The organism is Amycolatopsis sulphurea (assembly GCF_002564045.1).
Taxonomy (GTDB): Bacteria; Actinomycetota; Actinomycetes; order Mycobacteriales; family Pseudonocardiaceae; genus Amycolatopsis; species Amycolatopsis sulphurea.
In genome coordinates, this window is sequence record NZ_PDJK01000002.1 from 1,186,035 (window position 1) to 1,201,776 (window position 15,742).

General features: G+C 70.8%; 16 protein-coding genes and 2 pseudogenes. 5 read left to right on the forward strand and 13 right to left on the reverse strand.

Features of this window, described 5'->3' with window-relative positions:
• Nucleotides 1-34 precede the first annotated feature (34 nt).
• From moeZ to ATK36_RS11385, 3 genes are all read right to left on the reverse strand, one after another.
• Nucleotides 35-1,216: an adenylyltransferase/sulfurtransferase MoeZ gene (gene moeZ / locus ATK36_RS11375; protein ID WP_098514804.1), complete on the reverse strand. Its 1,182-nt coding sequence runs from the start codon at nt 1,214-1,216 to the stop codon at nt 35-37.
• A 129-nt stretch (nt 1,217-1,345) separates the two neighbouring features.
• Nucleotides 1,346-2,506, reverse strand: coding sequence for a DUF3152 domain-containing protein (locus ATK36_RS11380; RefSeq protein ID WP_098514805.1), 1,161 nt, complete (start codon nt 2,504-2,506; stop codon nt 1,346-1,348).
• Between the two features lie 81 nt (nt 2,507-2,587).
• Complete coding sequence (locus tag ATK36_RS11385) at nt 2,588-3,538, reverse strand: alpha/beta fold hydrolase (RefSeq protein WP_098514806.1); 951 nt, start codon at nt 3,536-3,538, stop codon at nt 2,588-2,590.
• A gap of 155 nt (nt 3,539-3,693) precedes the next feature.
• On the opposite strand from ATK36_RS11385, the gene ATK36_RS11390 reads away from it, so the two are divergent.
• Entirely contained in the window at nt 3,694-4,320 is a 627-nt protein-coding gene (locus tag ATK36_RS11390; protein WP_098511214.1) for a TetR/AcrR family transcriptional regulator, read from the forward strand.
• Between the two features lie 213 nt (nt 4,321-4,533).
• Here ATK36_RS11390 and ATK36_RS11395 read toward each other — a convergent pair.
• Nucleotides 4,534-4,821: pseudogene (locus tag ATK36_RS11395) on the reverse strand (alpha/beta fold hydrolase); the annotation flags it as partial.
• Nucleotides 4,817-4,965 (reverse strand): annotated as a pseudogene (locus ATK36_RS33465) (diiron oxygenase); the annotation flags it as partial. The pseudogenes ATK36_RS33465 and ATK36_RS11395, both read right to left, overlap by 5 nt.
• A 92-nt stretch (nt 4,966-5,057) precedes the next feature.
• Between ATK36_RS33465 and ATK36_RS11405 the strand changes: the two are divergent.
• Both ATK36_RS11405 and ATK36_RS11410 read left to right on the forward strand, forming a co-directional pair.
• Nucleotides 5,058-5,840 (forward strand): TetR/AcrR family transcriptional regulator, encoded by a 783-nt coding sequence (locus ATK36_RS11405; protein WP_098511215.1) that lies wholly within the window; start codon nt 5,058-5,060, stop codon nt 5,838-5,840.
• The gene (locus ATK36_RS11410; protein ID WP_098511216.1) at nt 5,818-6,144 is read left to right on the forward strand and encodes a DUF4873 domain-containing protein; all 327 of its coding nucleotides are present in this window, start codon (nt 5,818-5,820) and stop codon (nt 6,142-6,144) included. Before ATK36_RS11405 ends, ATK36_RS11410 begins: the two co-directional genes overlap by 23 nt.
• Before the next feature lie 261 nt (nt 6,145-6,405).
• Here ATK36_RS11410 and ATK36_RS11415 read toward each other — a convergent pair whose 3' ends face one another.
• Nucleotides 6,406-6,636 carry a DUF3107 domain-containing protein gene (locus ATK36_RS11415; protein WP_098511217.1) on the reverse strand — a complete coding sequence of 77 codons (231 nt, stop codon included), beginning with the start codon at nt 6,634-6,636 and terminating at the stop codon, nt 6,406-6,408.
• A gap of 105 nt (nt 6,637-6,741) precedes the next feature.
• Nucleotides 6,742-7,413: a ferritin-like fold-containing protein gene (locus ATK36_RS11420; protein ID WP_245914624.1), complete on the reverse strand. Its 672-nt coding sequence runs from the start codon at nt 7,411-7,413 to the stop codon at nt 6,742-6,744.
• Nucleotides 7,414-7,940: 527 nt separating this feature from the next.
• On the opposite strand from ATK36_RS11420, the gene ATK36_RS11425 reads away from it, so the two are divergent.
• On the forward strand, nt 7,941-9,503 hold the full coding sequence (locus tag ATK36_RS11425; protein WP_098511218.1) for a DEAD/DEAH box helicase: 1,563 nt from the start codon (nt 7,941-7,943) through the stop codon (nt 9,501-9,503).
• Between the two features lie 346 nt (nt 9,504-9,849).
• Nucleotides 9,850-11,112 carry an Rv3212 family protein gene (locus ATK36_RS11430; RefSeq protein ID WP_245915360.1) on the forward strand — a complete coding sequence of 421 codons (1,263 nt, stop codon included), beginning with the start codon at nt 9,850-9,852 and terminating at the stop codon, nt 11,110-11,112.
• Nucleotides 11,113-11,124: 12 nt separating this feature from the next.
• Here the strand turns inward: ATK36_RS11430 and ATK36_RS11435 are convergent, their stop codons facing one another.
• The 6 genes from ATK36_RS11435 to ATK36_RS11460 all read right to left on the reverse strand — a co-directional run bounded on the left by ATK36_RS11435 (nt 11,125) and on the right by ATK36_RS11460 (nt 15,581).
• The gene (locus ATK36_RS11435; RefSeq protein ID WP_245914626.1) at nt 11,125-11,502 is read right to left on the reverse strand and encodes a hypothetical protein; all 378 of its coding nucleotides are present in this window, start codon (nt 11,500-11,502) and stop codon (nt 11,125-11,127) included.
• Between the two features lie 836 nt (nt 11,503-12,338).
• Nucleotides 12,339-13,199, reverse strand: coding sequence for a RecB family exonuclease (locus tag ATK36_RS11440; protein WP_098511220.1), 861 nt, complete (start codon nt 13,197-13,199; stop codon nt 12,339-12,341).
• Between the two features lie 77 nt (nt 13,200-13,276).
• The gene (locus ATK36_RS11445; RefSeq protein WP_098511221.1) at nt 13,277-13,906 is read right to left on the reverse strand and encodes a MarC family protein; all 630 of its coding nucleotides are present in this window, start codon (nt 13,904-13,906) and stop codon (nt 13,277-13,279) included.
• A gap of 1 nt (nt 13,907) precedes the next feature.
• Complete coding sequence (locus ATK36_RS11450) at nt 13,908-14,768, reverse strand: PHP domain-containing protein (protein WP_387000269.1); 861 nt, start codon at nt 14,766-14,768, stop codon at nt 13,908-13,910.
• Nucleotides 14,769-14,827: 59 nt separating this feature from the next.
• Nucleotides 14,828-15,388 carry a PH domain-containing protein gene (locus tag ATK36_RS11455; protein WP_098511223.1) on the reverse strand — a complete coding sequence of 187 codons (561 nt, stop codon included), beginning with the start codon at nt 15,386-15,388 and terminating at the stop codon, nt 14,828-14,830.
• Between the two features lie 22 nt (nt 15,389-15,410).
• A complete protein-coding gene (locus ATK36_RS11460) occupies nt 15,411-15,581 on the reverse strand; it encodes a hypothetical protein (protein WP_098511224.1) in 171 nt (56 codons plus the stop codon).
• Between the last annotated feature and the right edge of the window lie 161 nt (nt 15,582-15,742).

A 15,742-nucleotide genomic window follows, 5' to 3' on the forward strand; every position in this document is an offset into this window, starting at 1 on the left:
GTCCGTGAAGGGCCCCTTCACAGCCGTCAGGACCTCAGTAGGTCGGCAAGCTCGGGTCGATCTGCCTGGCCCAGGCCAGGACCCCGCCGCCGAGATGCGTGGCGTCCTTGAAACCGGCCGCATGCAAGGCAGCGAGTGCTTCCGCGGACCGCGCGCCGGACTTGCAGTGCAGCACAATCGGCTTGTCCTGCGGCAATTCGGCCAAGGCCTCGCCGGACAGGATGCGATCCTTCGGGATCAGCGTGGCGCCCTTGATGTTCACGATCTCGTACTCATGCGGCTCGCGAACATCGATCAGCGCGAAATCGTCGCCCCGGTCGAACTTCGCCTTCAGCTCCGCCGGGGTGATCGTGCTGTCCGCCGCCGCCGAAGCCGCTTCCTCCGAGACCACGCCGCAGAACGCCTCGTAGTCGATCAGCTCGGTGATCTTGGGTGTCTCCGGATCCTTGCGGATCTTCACCTCGCGGTACCGCATCTCCAGCGCGTCGTAGCTGATCAGCCTGCCCAGCAACGGATCGCCGATACCCGTGATCAGCTTGATCGCCTCGGTCACCATGATCGAGCCGATGGACGCGCACAGCACGCCCAGCACGCCGCCCTCGGCGCAGGAGGGCACCATGCCCGGCGGCGGGGGCTCCGGGTAGAGGTCGCGGTAGTTGAGGCCACGGCCGTTCGGCGCGTCCTCCCAGAACACGCTGACCTGGCCCTCGAACCGGAAGATGGAGCCCCATACGTACGGCTTGCCCAGCAGCACCGCGGCGTCGTTGACCAGGTACCGGGTGGCGAAGTTGTCCGTGCCGTCCAGGATCAGGTCGTACTGGGCGAAGATCTCCAGCGCGTTCGCCGACTCCAGCCGCTCGGTGTGCAGGTACACCTTGACGAACGGGTTGATCTCGGCGATCGACTCCTGCGCCGAAGCGGCCTTGAGCTTGCCCACGTCGGACTGGCCGTGGATCACCTGGCGCTGCAGGTTCGACTCGTCGACCACGTCGAAATCGATGATGCCCAGCGAGCCCACCCCCGCCGCGGCGAGGTAGAGCAGCGCCGGGCTGCCCAGCCCGCCGGCCCCGATCACCAGGACCTTCGCGTTCTTCAGCCGCTTCTGCCCGGCCACCCCGACATCCGGGATGATCAGGTGCCTGCTGTACCGGGCCACCTCTTCCTTGGTGAGCTCGGCAGCCGGCTCCACCAGCGGGGGCAGTGCCGTGTCTGACATCGGGTCCTCCAGCCTCGCGCGGATCGCGTAGTCGATCCCAGTATCCACAACGCCCGCGGGCAAGCCCGGCTTCCCGGCGTCCGCATACTGGGACGACGGTTGCTTTGTGCCGGAACTTACGGTGCGGGACTACTGCGCGGGTGGCGTGGGGTTCGGCCACGCGTTCGGCTTGCACACATGGTGGTCCGCGGCCACCTTGCCCTTGTCTCCGCCCGGGATGTTGTTCAGCTTCGCCACGTAATCGTCCGCGACGCCGAAGGACTGCTGCATCATCACCGGCGCGGGCTGGTCGTTGCCGGGACAGCCCACGTGCTGGTTGCCCAGCGCGTGCCCGACCTCGTGGTTGATCGCGTACTGCCGGTAGCCGGTCATGTCTGCGCCGTAGGCCTTCCCGCCGCGCACCCAGCGGGCCAGGTTGATCAGCACCCGGTCCATGCTGGAGCGGTAGCAGGAGGCCTCGAACTTGATCTGGAACCCGCAGGCGTCCGGCCGGTGCGTGGTGTTCGGCGTGGTGAGGCTCACCCGGAAACTCGGGTTCGGGTAGCTGGAGTCGACCCGCTGCAGCCGCAGCTTGCCGTTCCAGGTCCAGCTCCGCGGATCGGACAGGATGCCGGTCACCGCGGTGGCGAAGCTGTCGTCCCCGGCGTAGCTGGCGGGATCGATGCCGTCCTCGACTTCGACGGTGTAGGTGAACAGCTTGCCGGACTTGCCGATCACGTCACCGGAGCCGGGCACCACGTGCCAGGTGCCCTTGCCCTCCTCGGTGAACGGCCCGCCGGTCGGCAGATCCGCGGTGGGCACGTTCAGGTTCACCGGCTGCGCCGGGTTCTCCGGGAAGCCGCCACCGCTGTCGATGGCACCCGCCGTGGCCACGCCGACCGGGGCTTCCCCGGACGCGGTACTGCTGCCGGTCTCGGCCGGGCTGCCCGCGGTGTTCACCAAGGCCAGCACGGTGATCACGACGAGCACCGGCAGCGCGTACACCCGCCAGCCGTAGGTCTGCACGAACCGGGCGATCCCGGACTTCTTCGCCGGACGCTTGCGCCGCGCCGGGCGATCCTCCTCGTCGTGCGGCTGCCACGAGGCCGTCAGCGGTTCCGCGCTGGTCCGGCGCGAACCGGGCCGGTAACGATCTTCGCCGACCCGCTGAGCGGGCCGTTTGCTGGGCCGGAACTGGCCGACCCGCGGCGATCCGGTGTCGGTGAGCGAGGAATCCCTGACCGGGGAGCGACGGGACGGCCCACCGGCCGAAGCCCGCCGGTCCTGCGCATCCTGTCTCAGCCGGTCCACCGCCTCAGGGTGCCACACCCGCGGCACGATCCCGGCGGCGACACCGCGCGCATCCGGTGGACCGGCCGCCGCCGGACCGGGTCACCAGTCGCCCTGCCCAGCCCCCTCCCACAGCCCCAGCACCGCCCTGGCCACCACGTTCGGCCGTTCCATCTGCGCCACGTGCCCGGTCCGCGGCAGCACCAGCAGCCGGGCGTTCGGCAGCAGCCGGGCGGTCCGCTCGGCCCGCCGCACCGAGATCACTCGATCGTGCAGTCCCCAGATCACCAGCGCCGGCACCCGCAGCCGGGCCGCGATGGACCACAGCGAGTCCTCGCCGAACGCGGTCCACTGCCGGAAGATGCCGAGCGTGCTGCGTTCCATCGCCTGCACGGCCCAGGCGAACCCGGCCCGTGCGCTGTGTTCCACGGTCAGCTCGTCGAGCCGCTGCTCGGGGAAGCGCGCCGGATCGTCGAAGCAGAGCGCGATCACCTGCGCGGCCCGCTCCCGCGCGGTCAGCCCGGCCATCCGGCGGCGCACCCCGGCGCCGACCACCGGCAGGTAGGCCAGCGCCATCAGCGGATCGGACAGCCGGCGCGGATCCGGCCGGCGGTCCGGCATCGCGGGCGAGATGAGGGTGAGCGTCTTGACCAGCTCCGGCCGCCGGTCGGCGACCATCATCGCGACCGCGCCGCCCATCGAGTTGCCCAGCAGGTGCACCGGCCCGGCGCCCAGCCCGGCGACGTAGCGGGCCACCACCTCGGCGTGCTCGGCGAGGCGGAAACCGAAGCCCGGTTCGGGTTCGGAGAAGCCGAATCCGGGCAGGTCCAGCGCCCGGCCCGCGGCCACCGGCGACAGCAGCGCGGCGAGATCGGTCCAGTTGGTGGACGAACCGCCGAGCCCGTGCACGTACACCGCGGTGCCGCCGTCCGGGCCGGGACTGCGCCGCACGTGCAGGGTGGTCCCGCCGCTCCGTTCGAGACCGCCGGGCCACGGTGGCAACGCCGGGTCGAGCGGCGGCAGGGGCGTGGTCGACAATGGCACCCGGGTCATCGGCGGTCGCAAGGCCGCGGCCGGAGTGCCGGAAGACGTGGTCGTCACCTCTCCAGCATGCCCCACCCGTGGCAATCCGGGCGTACCGGCGAGTAATGTCGGCTGCGCTTCATGCGGTGGCGACCCCGCAGGTGGCCGTTGGACGGGAGGAAAGCATGACGGAGATCGCGCGACTGCAAGGACGGGGCGTGCGGTTGCCCCGTACCGAACGCCGCGCCCAGCTGCTCACCGCCGCGCAGCGGGTCTTCGCCGAGAACGGGTACCACGCGGCCGCGATGGACGAGATCGCGGAACAGGCCGGGGTCAGCAAGCCGGTGCTCTACCAGCACTTCCCCGGGAAGCTGGACCTCTACATCGCGCTGCTGGAGAGCCACGTCGACGACCTGGTCTCCCGGGTGCAGGACGCGCTGGACTCCACGACCGACAACCGCCAGCGGGTGCCGGCCACGGTGGGCGCGTTCTTCGACTTCGTGAGCAACGACGCGGGCGCCTTCCGGATGGTCTTCGAATCGGACCTGCGCGGCGAACCGTCCGTGCAGGAGGCGGTGGACCGGGCCACCTCGGCCAGCGTCGAGGCGATCACCGAGACCATCACCTCCGACGCCGGGCTGGACGAGGCCAAGGCCCGCCTGCTGGCCGTCGGGCTGGTCGGCATGAGCCAGGTCAGCGCCCGGTACTGGCTGCAGCACAACCAGGCGATGAGCCGGGAGGAAGCGGTGGACCTGACCGCCAACCTCGCCTGGCGGGGCATCGGCGGCGGTTTCCCGCTCAAGGACGGCTGAACGGGTTGCCGGTCGTGGATCCCCGCGCACGTTGTGCGGCCATTACCGGCTCGCCGCCGCGCTGCCCGGCAGCCTGGATGACCGCGCCCGTTCCGTCGACACCGCACGGCGCCCGGCCGAGCGCGAACTGACCACAGTGGACACACCCCGGTTTCGCCCACTCCCCGGCGGCAAGGTGACCGCTCCGCGCCCCTCCGCCTCCCCCTGCCTGCTTCAGCGAAGCAGTGCACCGATTCGCACAGCCACCTCCCCCGCGCGCTCCTGCGGCAGCATGTGCCCCGCGCCCGGATAACGGACGAACTCGGCGTCCGGTAGCTCGTCGGCGCTGACTTTCGCGTGTGGCAGCGGGCAAAGCCGGTCCTTCTCCCCGGCCAGCACCACCGCGGGCGTGCCGCGCAGGGTCGCGAGCGCGACCTTCCGATCGTGGGCGGAGATCGCGTCCTGGAACTCGCCGAGGCTCGCCGGATGCGCGCACAACAGCTGGTCGGCAACGGTCTGCACGCTCCGGCAGGAGATAGTGCTTCCCGTCGACCAGCGGAGCCGCCCAGTCGATGTCCACGTCCGGGTCGTAGAACTTGCCCGCCGCGGACTTCAGCAGCCGCTGGGCGGTGCGTTCCGGCCGGTCCCGCCGAGTGATCGCGTCATCGCCGGAGCTCCTTCCCGCACCTGACCCGCCGTCGCCACCCGGTAGCCTTCCGATAAACCTGTAACTCCTAGTAACAGTTACCTCTGGTAGCATGACCGGCGTGATCGACCGTGTCAAGCGCACCGGCAAGCAGTCCGGCAAGACGTCCCGCCCGGCGAAGAACGCGGATGCCCCGACCGGGGACGCCCGCCGGGACCGCTGGCGCAAGCACCGGATCGCGCGGCGCGCGGAGTTCGTCGAAGCGGCCCTGCGGGCGCTGGACACCCACGGTCCCGACCTCGGCATGGAGGACGTGGCCGCCGAGGCAGGCGTCACCAAACCCGTGCTGTACCGGCATTTCGAGGACAAGGCCGACCTGTACCTCGCGCTCGGGCAGCGCGGCACGGAGATCCTCTTCCAGCGGCTGATCCCGGCGATCAACGCGGAACTCGCGCCGGTACCGCGGATCCGGAGGGCGCTCGACGCGTTCTTCACCGTGATCGAGGAGCACCCGAACCTCTACCGCCTGCTCGCCCGCGGCGGGCTGCAGGAAAAGGTGACCTCCGACGTCGTGGCCGAGGACAAGGAGGTCATCGCCACCGCGCTGACCGCGCTGCTCGGCGACTACCTGCGAATGTTCACAATGGACTCCGGCGCGGCCGAACCGTGGGCGCACGGCATCGTCGGCATGGTGCAGAACGTCGGCGAATGGTGGCTGGACCGCCGTTCGATGAGCCGGGACGCGGTGGTCGAGTACCTCACCCAGATCATCTGGGCCGCGATCGACGGGCTCACCCGGCAGCGGGGCGTGGTGATCGATCCGGACCTGCCACTCGAAGTGAACAAGGTCGTCCAGCTCGGACGCACGGAGGATGCCGAAACCGACGCAGGCTGAGGAAAGCGAGCACGACGAGGACGGCTATCGCGGACAGGCGAGCATCGTGGTCGGCACGGCGGAGCCGCCGGTGGAGGTCGTGCTGCGCGGGCACTTCCAGCCGATCGACGGCTACTACCACTGGTACGGCCGGATCGCCGTGAACTCCGCGCTGGCCGAGCAAGTGGGCGGGCGCCGGAAACGTGCGAGATCCGGATCGGTGAACGCACCGCGACCGGCGAAGTGTCCGATCCGGACCCCTGGCCGCTACCGGATCACCGGCAGGTCGACCCCGCCGTTCCCCATCCCGACCCGAATGCCGTGAAGGGCACCTGCACGGACTCAGCGTCCAGGGTCCCGGCAAAGTCGGTCGGGCACCCGTGATCAGCAGAGAGAGCCGCGGCTGCCGCGTCATCATCGACGACACCTGCCATCTTCGTCGATCACGCCCAGCCCGGCAGCAGGCGAAGCGGAGGTGTTCGAGATACGCGACCACCTCGCGCTGTGCGCCGGACCTGTCCCGGGTCCGTGAAGGGGCCCTTCACAGACTCAGAGTCCGTGAAGGGCCCCTTCACAGCATTGCTGCTCAGTCGCTGACGCCGAACCCGACCTTCCGCACGTCGGACGGCGCGATCTCGACGTAGGCGATCCGGTCGACCGGGACGAGGTACTTGCGCCCCTTGTCGTCGTCGAGGCGGAAGAGCTTCTCCCCGCCCGCCCACGCTTCGGCGACCAGCTTCTCCACCTCGTCGGGAGTCTGGCCACTGGACACCACCAGCTCGCGCGGTGTGTCCTTGATGCCGATCTTGACCTCCACGTGGGACCTCCGCTGGAAATTCGTTGTGGTTACGCCCGGCAAGGCTAGCCGAAGCACCCCGGCGCGGTGGCGCGCGATCAGGGGATGGCCCATTCGCACCGGCATTCAGCCCAGCCCGAGCGCCTGCATGCGCTTGGTGTGCCGTTGTTGTAACCGGCGAAACAGCGCGCCGATTCCCGACAGGTCACCGGATCCGGCGATGATCAGCTCGGCCAGCCCGTCGCGTTCGGCCACCACGTACTGGGCCTGGGTGATCGCCTCGCCGAGCAGCCTGCGGCCCCACAGCGCGAGCTTGTCCCGCGCCTTCGGATCGGCCTGGATGCCGGCCGCGACCTCGCGCTCGGCGAACGCGGAATGCCCGGTGTCGGCGAGCACGGTCAGGACGAGTTCCTTGGTCTCCGGATCCAGCCAGCTGGCGATCTCGCGGTAGAGGTCGGCCGCCAGCCCGTCCCCGACGTAGGCCTTGACCAGCGATTCCAGCCAGGAGTTCGGCGGGGTGGAGTCGTGCCACGCGTCCACCTGCGCGACGAACGGCGTCATCGCGTCCGACACCGCGACCCCGTGCGCGGACAGGTGCGCCGAGAGCAGGTCGAAGTGCCCGATCTCGGCCGCGGCCATCGAAGCCAGCGCGGCGCGGCCGGTCAGGGTCGGGGCGCTGCGGGCGTCCTCGGCCATCCGGTCGAAGGCGGACAGTTCGAGGTAGGCGATCACGCCGAGCAGGTCGACGACGCCTTCGCTGATTTCGGGGAGCTCACTGCGCTCCGAGGGCTCGGTCACGGCGACGAGGGTATCGCCGAACCGCAGGCCGGTGCCGGGAAGAGACCGATGCCACCGTCCCCGCTCGCGCCCGGTACTGTCGAAAAACTCCTGACCAGCTACACTGCGCATAGATGGACAAAGCTTCCCCTGCTCCGGAGTACTGAATGCACCGGGGTGGCGGGGAACCCGGCGGACGATCGGCGCCCACGAGGGGTGGCCGGAGTTCGTCACACAGTGTGCGTGCACGCCTCCCAGCGGCATTCCCGGGAGGGCGGTTGCGCCGCCACCGGTCTCCCTTCGCCGAGACCCAGGTCTTTCCGAAGGCCACGGTCCTCGCGAAGGCCACGGTGTGCCGGCGCGGACCAGGCCCCCGGTCGAGTGTCGAGTGACAACCGGCCTGTGCGCGCTGGTCACGAGAGAGGCGATCAGTCCTGAGTACAGAACAGACCACAACCGAAGAGACCACCGCCGCGGTCGCGCTCGAGCACAGCGAATCCGGCCCGGCCACGATCGACACCTCGCATCCGCTGCAGGCGGGCGCCACGGTGACCGAGGAGTCCCCGGCGTTCGCCGACTTCGGCGTGAAGCCGGAGATCGTGCGCGCGCTGGCCGAGGCGGGCATCGAGCGCACCTTCGCGATCCAGGCGCTGACCCTGCCGCTGGCCATGGCCGGCGACGACGTGATCGGCCAGGCCCGCACCGGGATGGGCAAGACGCTGGGGTTCGGCGTCCCGCTGCTGCACCGGGTACAGGTGCCCGGCGACGGCACCCCGCAGGTGCTCGTCGTGGTGCCGACCCGGGAGCTGTGCATCCAGGTGGCCAACGACCTCAAGGGCGCGGGCAAGCACCTGGGCATCCGCACCCTGGCGATCTACGGCGGCCGGCCGTACGAGCCGCAGATCGAGGCGCTGCGCAAGGGCGTGGACGTGGTGATCGGCACCCCCGGCCGGCTGCTCGACCTGGCCGAGCAGCAGCACCTGGTGCTGGGCAAGGTCCGCGGGCTGGTGCTGGACGAGGCCGACGAGATGCTCGACCTCGGCTTCCTGCCCGACATCGAGCGGATCCTGCGGATGGTCCCGGACGAGCGGCAGACCATGCTGTTCTCCGCCACCATGCCCGGCCCGATCATCACCCTGGCCCGCACGTTCCTGAACCAGCCCACGCACATCCGGGCCGAGGAGAACGACGCCGGCGCGATCCACGAGCGCACCGCCCAGTTCGTCTACCGGGCGCACTCGATGGACAAGCCGGAGCTGATCGCCAGGGCGCTGCAGGCCGAGGGCCGCGGGCTCACGATGATCTTCAGCCGCACCAAGCGCACCGCGCAGAAGGTGGCCGACGAGCTGGTGGAGCGCGGTTTCGCGGCCGCCGCCGTGCACGGCGATCTCGGCCAGGGCGCGCGGGAGCAGGCGCTGCGGGCGTTCCGCTCGGGCAAGGTGGACGTGCTGGTGGCCACCGACGTGGCCGCGCGCGGCATCGACATCGACGACGTCACGCACGTGATCAACTACCAGTGCCCGGACGACGAGAAGACCTACGTGCACCGGATCGGCCGGACCGGCCGGGCGGGCCGCACCGGCGTCGCGATCACCCTCGTCGACTGGGACGAGGAGCCCCGCTGGAAGCTGATCTCCGACACCCTCGGCCTGGACATGCCGGAGCCGATGGAGACGTATTCCTCGTCCCCGCACCTGTTCTCCGACCTGGGTATCCCGGAGGGCACCAAGGGCAGGCTCCCGCTGGCGAAGCGGACCCGCGCCGGCCTGGCCGCCGAAGAGGAAGAGGACCTGGGCGGCAAGCGCCGCGGCCGCGGTCCCGCCGCCACGGAGGACGCCCCGCGCAAACGCAACCGCGCCCCGCGCAAGCGGACCCGCGGCGCCCGCACCGCCGAGGCCCCGTCCACGGAGCAGGCCGAGCAACCCGCCGCCGAGGACCGCCCCTCCCGCGGACGCCGCCGCACCCGCGCCGGCGCGGACCCCACCGGCCCGGCAGGCTCGGCCACCCCGGCCACCGCCGAGTCCGGCGAACCCCCCGCCGAACGCCCGGCCCGCCGGCGCCGTCGCCGCCGCCCGTCCGCGACATCTGATACACCTGCGTCGGCAGACTGAGAAACCACCGCACGCGGGGAGCCAGAACACGGTGAACGACCACGAGGACGACACCGGCCACCCGGCACCATCCGAGCCCGGATCGACCGCAGCGGACGCCCCGCACAACCCGGACCTTCCCCCCGCACCGGACACCGCGAGGGGCCAGAGGTCCGGTGCGGCTTCCGCCGGGGACGCTGCCGGGGTGGCGGGGCCGGTCGGGTCGGAGCGTGGTCCGGTTGGTCCGGCGGACGCGGACGGCACCCCCGAATCCGCCGCCGACGGGCTGGCCACGCCAGGCGAGACCACGGCCGTCTCCCATGGACGGCACGCAGCCGATCGGCTTGGCGGGAAGTCCTCGCATCGGATGGGTTCCGGTCGTCTCCGCACCCCGCCGGGGGCTCCGCCGGGAAGGGCGCGGCGGTCGCCGTGGAATCGGCGGCGGGATTGGGTGGTCGTGGCGGGGATCGCGGTGCTTGTGGCGGTCCTGTCGACGATCGTGGCGGTCAAGAGCGACAATCTGCACACCAGCCGCGCGCTCGCGGATCCGGCTGCGGCCCTGCCCGCCGCGCCGGACGCGGTGCCCGGCTCGATGACGCAGCTGTGGCAGGCACCGAGCGCCGCGACGCCGGAGCCGATCGGCCAAGCCGACACGGTGACCACCGCGGACGGCGGCGAAGTGGCTGGGCGGGACCCGCGCACCGGGCAGATTCGCTGGCACTACACCAGGGAAAACCTCCAACTGTGCACTGTGGACACCGCGTGGGGCCGGATCAACGCGGTCTACCACAAGTCCATGGGCTGCAGCGAGATCACCCAGCTCGACCCGGCGACCGGCCGGATCACCGCGCAGCGCAACGGGGACGCGGAACTCGGCACCCGGCTGGTCAGCGACGGCACGCACGTCACCACCACCGGCAAGCACCTGCTCGACACCTGGCGCGACGACCTGGTGAAGAGCATGGAGTACGGCAAGGTCCCGTTCCTGCAGAACCCGAACAAGCAGCCCCGCACCGGCTGCACCTACGGCACGGTCGCCGCGGCCGCGGAGAAAATCGGCGTGATCGAACGCTGTCCCGGCGATCCGCGCGACCGGCTCACCGTCTACCGCGCGACCGCCGAGCACGAGGATGAGCCACAGGTCGTGTTCAGCACCGTGCTGCCGGGTTCGCGCGCGCGCGTGATCGCGATGTCCGGCGATCTGACCGCGGTGCTGCTCCCGGACAAGAAGCAGCTGGTCACGTTCACCGGCAACGGTACCGAGAAAACCGCCTACCCGATGGACCTTCCGGCCGGCGAGCTCGCCGGCGACCCGGCCGGCGGCACCGAACAGATCAGCCGCACCGCGAGTGCCGTCTACTGGTTCACCGGCACGAAGACCGTCGCGCTCTCCCGTGACACGCTCGCGCCCCGCTGGATCCTCGAAAGCGCGCTCGGCCCCGGCAGTATTTTCGCGAACCAGCTGGTGATCCCGATCCGCGACGGACTGGCCGTACTCGACGAAACCACCGGCGCCACCCTCCGCACCGTCGGCGTCGACCGGCACGGCTATTCGGGCCCGGTCCGGCTCACCGCACTGGGCCCGATCCTGCTGGAACAACGCGGCCCGACGGTCGCCGCCCTGCGCTGACCCCGGCGCCGCTCACACCCACCAGAACACGAGCAACGCCACCACCGCCACGACCAGCACACCACCTCCGGCGAGCCCGGCGATCCGCCCGTTGCGCCGATCCGCCACCCGCTGCAACGCCAGCCCGGCGACCGCGGCCACCGGATGCCCGGCCAGCATCGGCACCCCCGGCCCGGGCGCCCCGGTCACCCAGCACACCACCCAGACCGCCAGCACCCCGACCGCCAGCGCCGCCATCCCCGCGGCGACCGACCCGGTGAACCCACGCCACCACCGGCCACGCGGCTTCCCCTGACCGGCCCCTGGGGAACCGTCCGCATCGGGCAAAGCCCCCGAAATCGAGCCGGGACCAACCCCGGTCGCCGCATCGCCGGACGAGCCCTCCGCCATGGAACCGCCTGGAACACCTTCCGAAGCCGAACTGCCGGATGAACTCGCCGCCTCCGCAGCGCAGATCGGACTCTCCACGCCCCCAGGCAAACCCGCCGCACCCACCGCACCGGACAAGGCCGCCACCTCCGCACCGTGGCCCGGATTCATCCCCACCGAACCACCGACCACACCGTCCACAACCGAACCGCCGGACACACCCTCGGCAGCCAAGCCACCGGGCAACGCGCCAGCCACCGACCCGCGCACCGAATTCTCCCCAGCCGCATCGCCCACAACCGAACCGCCGGACAACACCCCCGCGGCCGACCCTGGGCTCTTCCCGACCGACTCACCAGGCAACCCCTCGACCAGACCACCCGGCGCAATCGCCCCCGCAGAATCCCCGCGCACTCCCTCGCCCGCCGATCGACCGGCCGATCGCTCCCCCGCCCGGCCACCCGGCAACCCCTCGCCTGAACGACCGGCCACCGCCGCCCCGGCCGGGCCGCTCGCCGACCACCCCCCGGTCGAGCCGCCGGCCACCCGATCCCCCACTGGAGCACCAAGCAACCCGTCCATCACCGAATCACCGCGCGACGCCGCCGCACCGGAATCACCCGGCAGCCTGCCCCCAGCCGAATCCCGAGCCACGTCCCCGCGCCGCCCCGCGCCCGAAACCCCAGCCCCGCCAACGGAATCCCGCGCACCACCGGACACCCCGGCACGCGCTTGCACCGTGCCCGGGTCCGCGGGGCACGGAACGGCAGAGCACGGAACAACAGGATGCGGGACGGTCAAGGCCTCGGTGTCGGATGACGCCACAGCGGTCGGGTCCAATCGTCGTCGCGGGGTGGCTAGGGCGCGAGCAGGTCCCACGGTTGCGCGGGCGGGCCGTACTCCCGGCCGGCTGCGCAGCTCGGGCGGAAGTCGCACCAGGCGCAGCGGCGTTCGGGACGGGCGGGGAACAGTTCGTCTCGATCGCCGCCCGCGTCCAGGGTATCCGTCGCGAGCCGGAGATCCCCGGCAGTCTGCTCGGCGCGTACCAGATGCCTGCGCAAAGTTTCCGGCGTGTGCTCGGCCGCCGCGACGGTGCCGGTAGGCACGTGGTGCAGCTCGACTTTGGTGCACGGCAAGCGAAGCGTGCGCGCCGACGCGACGGCGTACATCACCAGCGCCTGGGACGCCCGCGCCTCGTGTTCGTCCGGCGGGCGGCGCCCGGTCTTGTAGTCCACCACCACCAGCTCGCCGCCCCGCTGGTCGATCCGGTCGGCGCGGCCCTCGATGATCATCGACGGTGCCGGGCCGGACGTGCTGACCGGCGCGGACACCCACCTTTCGAGGCCGACCGGGTCATGGCTTACGTCGTGGTACTCGACGTACTCCGCGACCCAGCCCTTCGCCCGCGCCCGGTACCGCGCGGCCTGCTCCTCGTCGGCGAATCCGGCGTCCTTCCAGTGCTCACCGACGAGCGCCATCGCGCGCTGCGGCGTGCGTTTGCCCACCGGCAGGTCGAACAACGCACGCAAAGCGTTGTGCACCACCGCACCCAGGGTGCTGTGCGCCCATGGCCCGGTGCGCTGCGGCGACGGCCGGTCCAGATAGCTCAGCCGGTACCGGCGCGGGCAGTCGTCGAACGTGCTCAATCGCGCCGGCGACACCTTGGTCAGCCGCTGTGGTTGTGCGACCCCGAAATCGAAGCCCAGTTGCTCTTTCACGCCACCTCCGTCCGGTCCGGCCCCACGCTACGCACCACCACCGACACTTTCCGGAGGGGGCTGCCGGATCAGCACGGCTAACCCGCGCCGGCGATGAAGCCCTTCACCGAATTCGCCACGAGTTCCACCGCGATCGCGGCCAGCAGCAGTCCGGCGATCTTGGCCAGCAAGGTGATCCCGCTTTCCTTGATCAACCGGATCACCAGACCGGAGAAGCGCATACAGGCGTAGAGCACGAAATGCACCGCCACGATCGCCAGCCCGAGCGCGACGTAGGCACCGGCGTGCCCGTCGGCCTGCCGGACGAACACGATGGTCGCGGCGATGGCACCCGGACCGGCGAGCAGCGGCGTGCCGAGCGGGACCAGCGCGACGTTGACGTCCTCGGCCACCTCGGATTCGCCGCCGTCCTTGCCGGTGAGCAGTTGCAGGGCGATGAGCAGCAGGAGCAGGCCGCCCGCACCCTGCAGCGCCGGGATCCCGATGCCGAGATAGGACAGAATCGCCTGCCCGGCCACCGCGAACAGCGTGATGACCAGCAGCGAGACCAGCACCGCCTGCCGCGCCGCCCGCGCCCGCACGGCCATCGGCTTGCGCCCGACGAGGCTCAGGAACACCGGCACCGTGCCGGGCGGGTCCATGATGACCACGAGGGTGATGGTCGCGCTGAGGAACAGCTTCGCGTCGAAGAAGTCCGAGAATGCCATCTCAGCCCTTGACGACCTGGGAGCCGGTGGCCCGCCCGATCAGGTCCTCGAACTGGTCGGGCTCGGTGGTCTCCTGGCCGAGCGCGATCGTCTTGTTCGTGCCGTGGTAATCGCTCGATCCGGTGCGCACCAGGCCGAGTTCCAGCGCCAGCTCCCGGGTGCGCGCCCGGGCCGCCCGCTCGTGGTTCGGGTGGTCGACCTCGATCCCGGTGAGCCCGCGCCGAGCGAGCCCGCGCAGGGTGCCCTCGCTGATCGTGGCGCCCCGGCTGAAGGCGAACGGGTGCGCGATCACGGTGACCCCACCGGCCGCGGCGATCATGTCGATGGCCTCTTCGACCGGGGTGTCGCGCCGCGCCACGTAGTAGCCGCTGCGGCCGCTCAGGTACCGCGCGAACGCCTCGTCCACCGACTCGACGAGCCCGGCACGGACGAGCGCCTGCGCGAGATGCGGGCGCCCGGCCGGGGAATCGGCGGGCAGCAGGCCCATGACCTCGTCCGCGTCCACCGGCAGGCCGTCCGCGGCCATCCGCTCGGCCATCGTGCGCAGCCGGCTGCGCCGTTCGGCCCGCAGCCGCGCCTGCTCGGCAACCAGCTCGGGGGCCGTCGGATCGAACAGGTAGGCCAGCAGGTGCACGCTGATCGGGTAGCCGGTGTCCGGGTCGGCGGACACCGTGGACAGCTCCGCGCCGGGGACCAGCGTGAGCCCGGCAGGCAGCGCGGCTGCCGCGGACGCCCAGCCGGCGGTGGTGTCGTGATCGGTGATCGCGACGACGTCGAGCCCGGCCCGCGCGGCGGCGACCAGCCCGGCGGGGCTGTCGGTACCGTCGGAGGCCGTCGAGTGGGCGTGCAGATCGATGCGCATCGGACCCATTCTCGATGATGCCCCGGCCCGCACTGCGGCCGGGACCTGGGACGAACGGGTCAGCCGACGAGCTTCTTGCCCCTGGCCGCGCGCTGCGCCTTGATCATCGAGAACCGCTCGGCCTGCTTCTGCTTGTCCCCGAACACCAGTTCGGAGATGGTGTCGTAGAACTCCTCCGGCCGCGGCAGGTAGTCGATCCGGTTGAGCGCCTGGATCTGCCCGGCGGACTCGACCACCATGGTGCCGTATCCGAGCATCCGGCCCCAGGCCGAGCGCTGGTAGGTGAGGTCGGTGACCTTGCTGATCGGCATCATCAGCACCTGGGTGGTGAACACACCGGTGGTCATCACGAACCGTTTGTCGGTGACCACCAGCCGCTCGACCCACCACTCGACGACCACGTAGGCGAAGCGCAGCACGACCACCAGCGCGACATACCAGAGGACGTTCTGCACCACCCACATCGACGGTGGCAGCAGGTAGGAGATGAGGACACAGACCGCGAGCAGCGCGGCCGCCTCGAAGGTGTCCCAGAGCAGCACGGCCCAGTGCCGGCGGATCCGGATGACCCGCCGTTCCGTGTCGAGGAGGTACTCGTCAGGGTCGCGTGGCGCGAACATGCTCCGAGGGTATCCCTCTTTGTCAGTGGAAGACGTTACTGACGAAGGTGATCACCGATTCGGCCGAGGAGCGAAGGAAGTCGACGATGTTGCCGACGAGCCCCGCAGCGTGGCTGGGCTGAGCGATCACGAAGAACAGCACCAACGCGATACCTACGAGGCCCGCAAGCTTCTTCACGTTCACAGCGATCAATCCCGCCTCTTACGATGGCACCAGGAAACTGACTTTCTACGTTGTACCGCACTCACCACCTACGCGGGAGCAAAGTCCCGCGCATGGGTCAGCAAGGCGCTCGAAGTGTAGCGTATGGCTACTCTCCGTGTACAGGCTCCTCCAGCCCCGGAGGTGGGCTA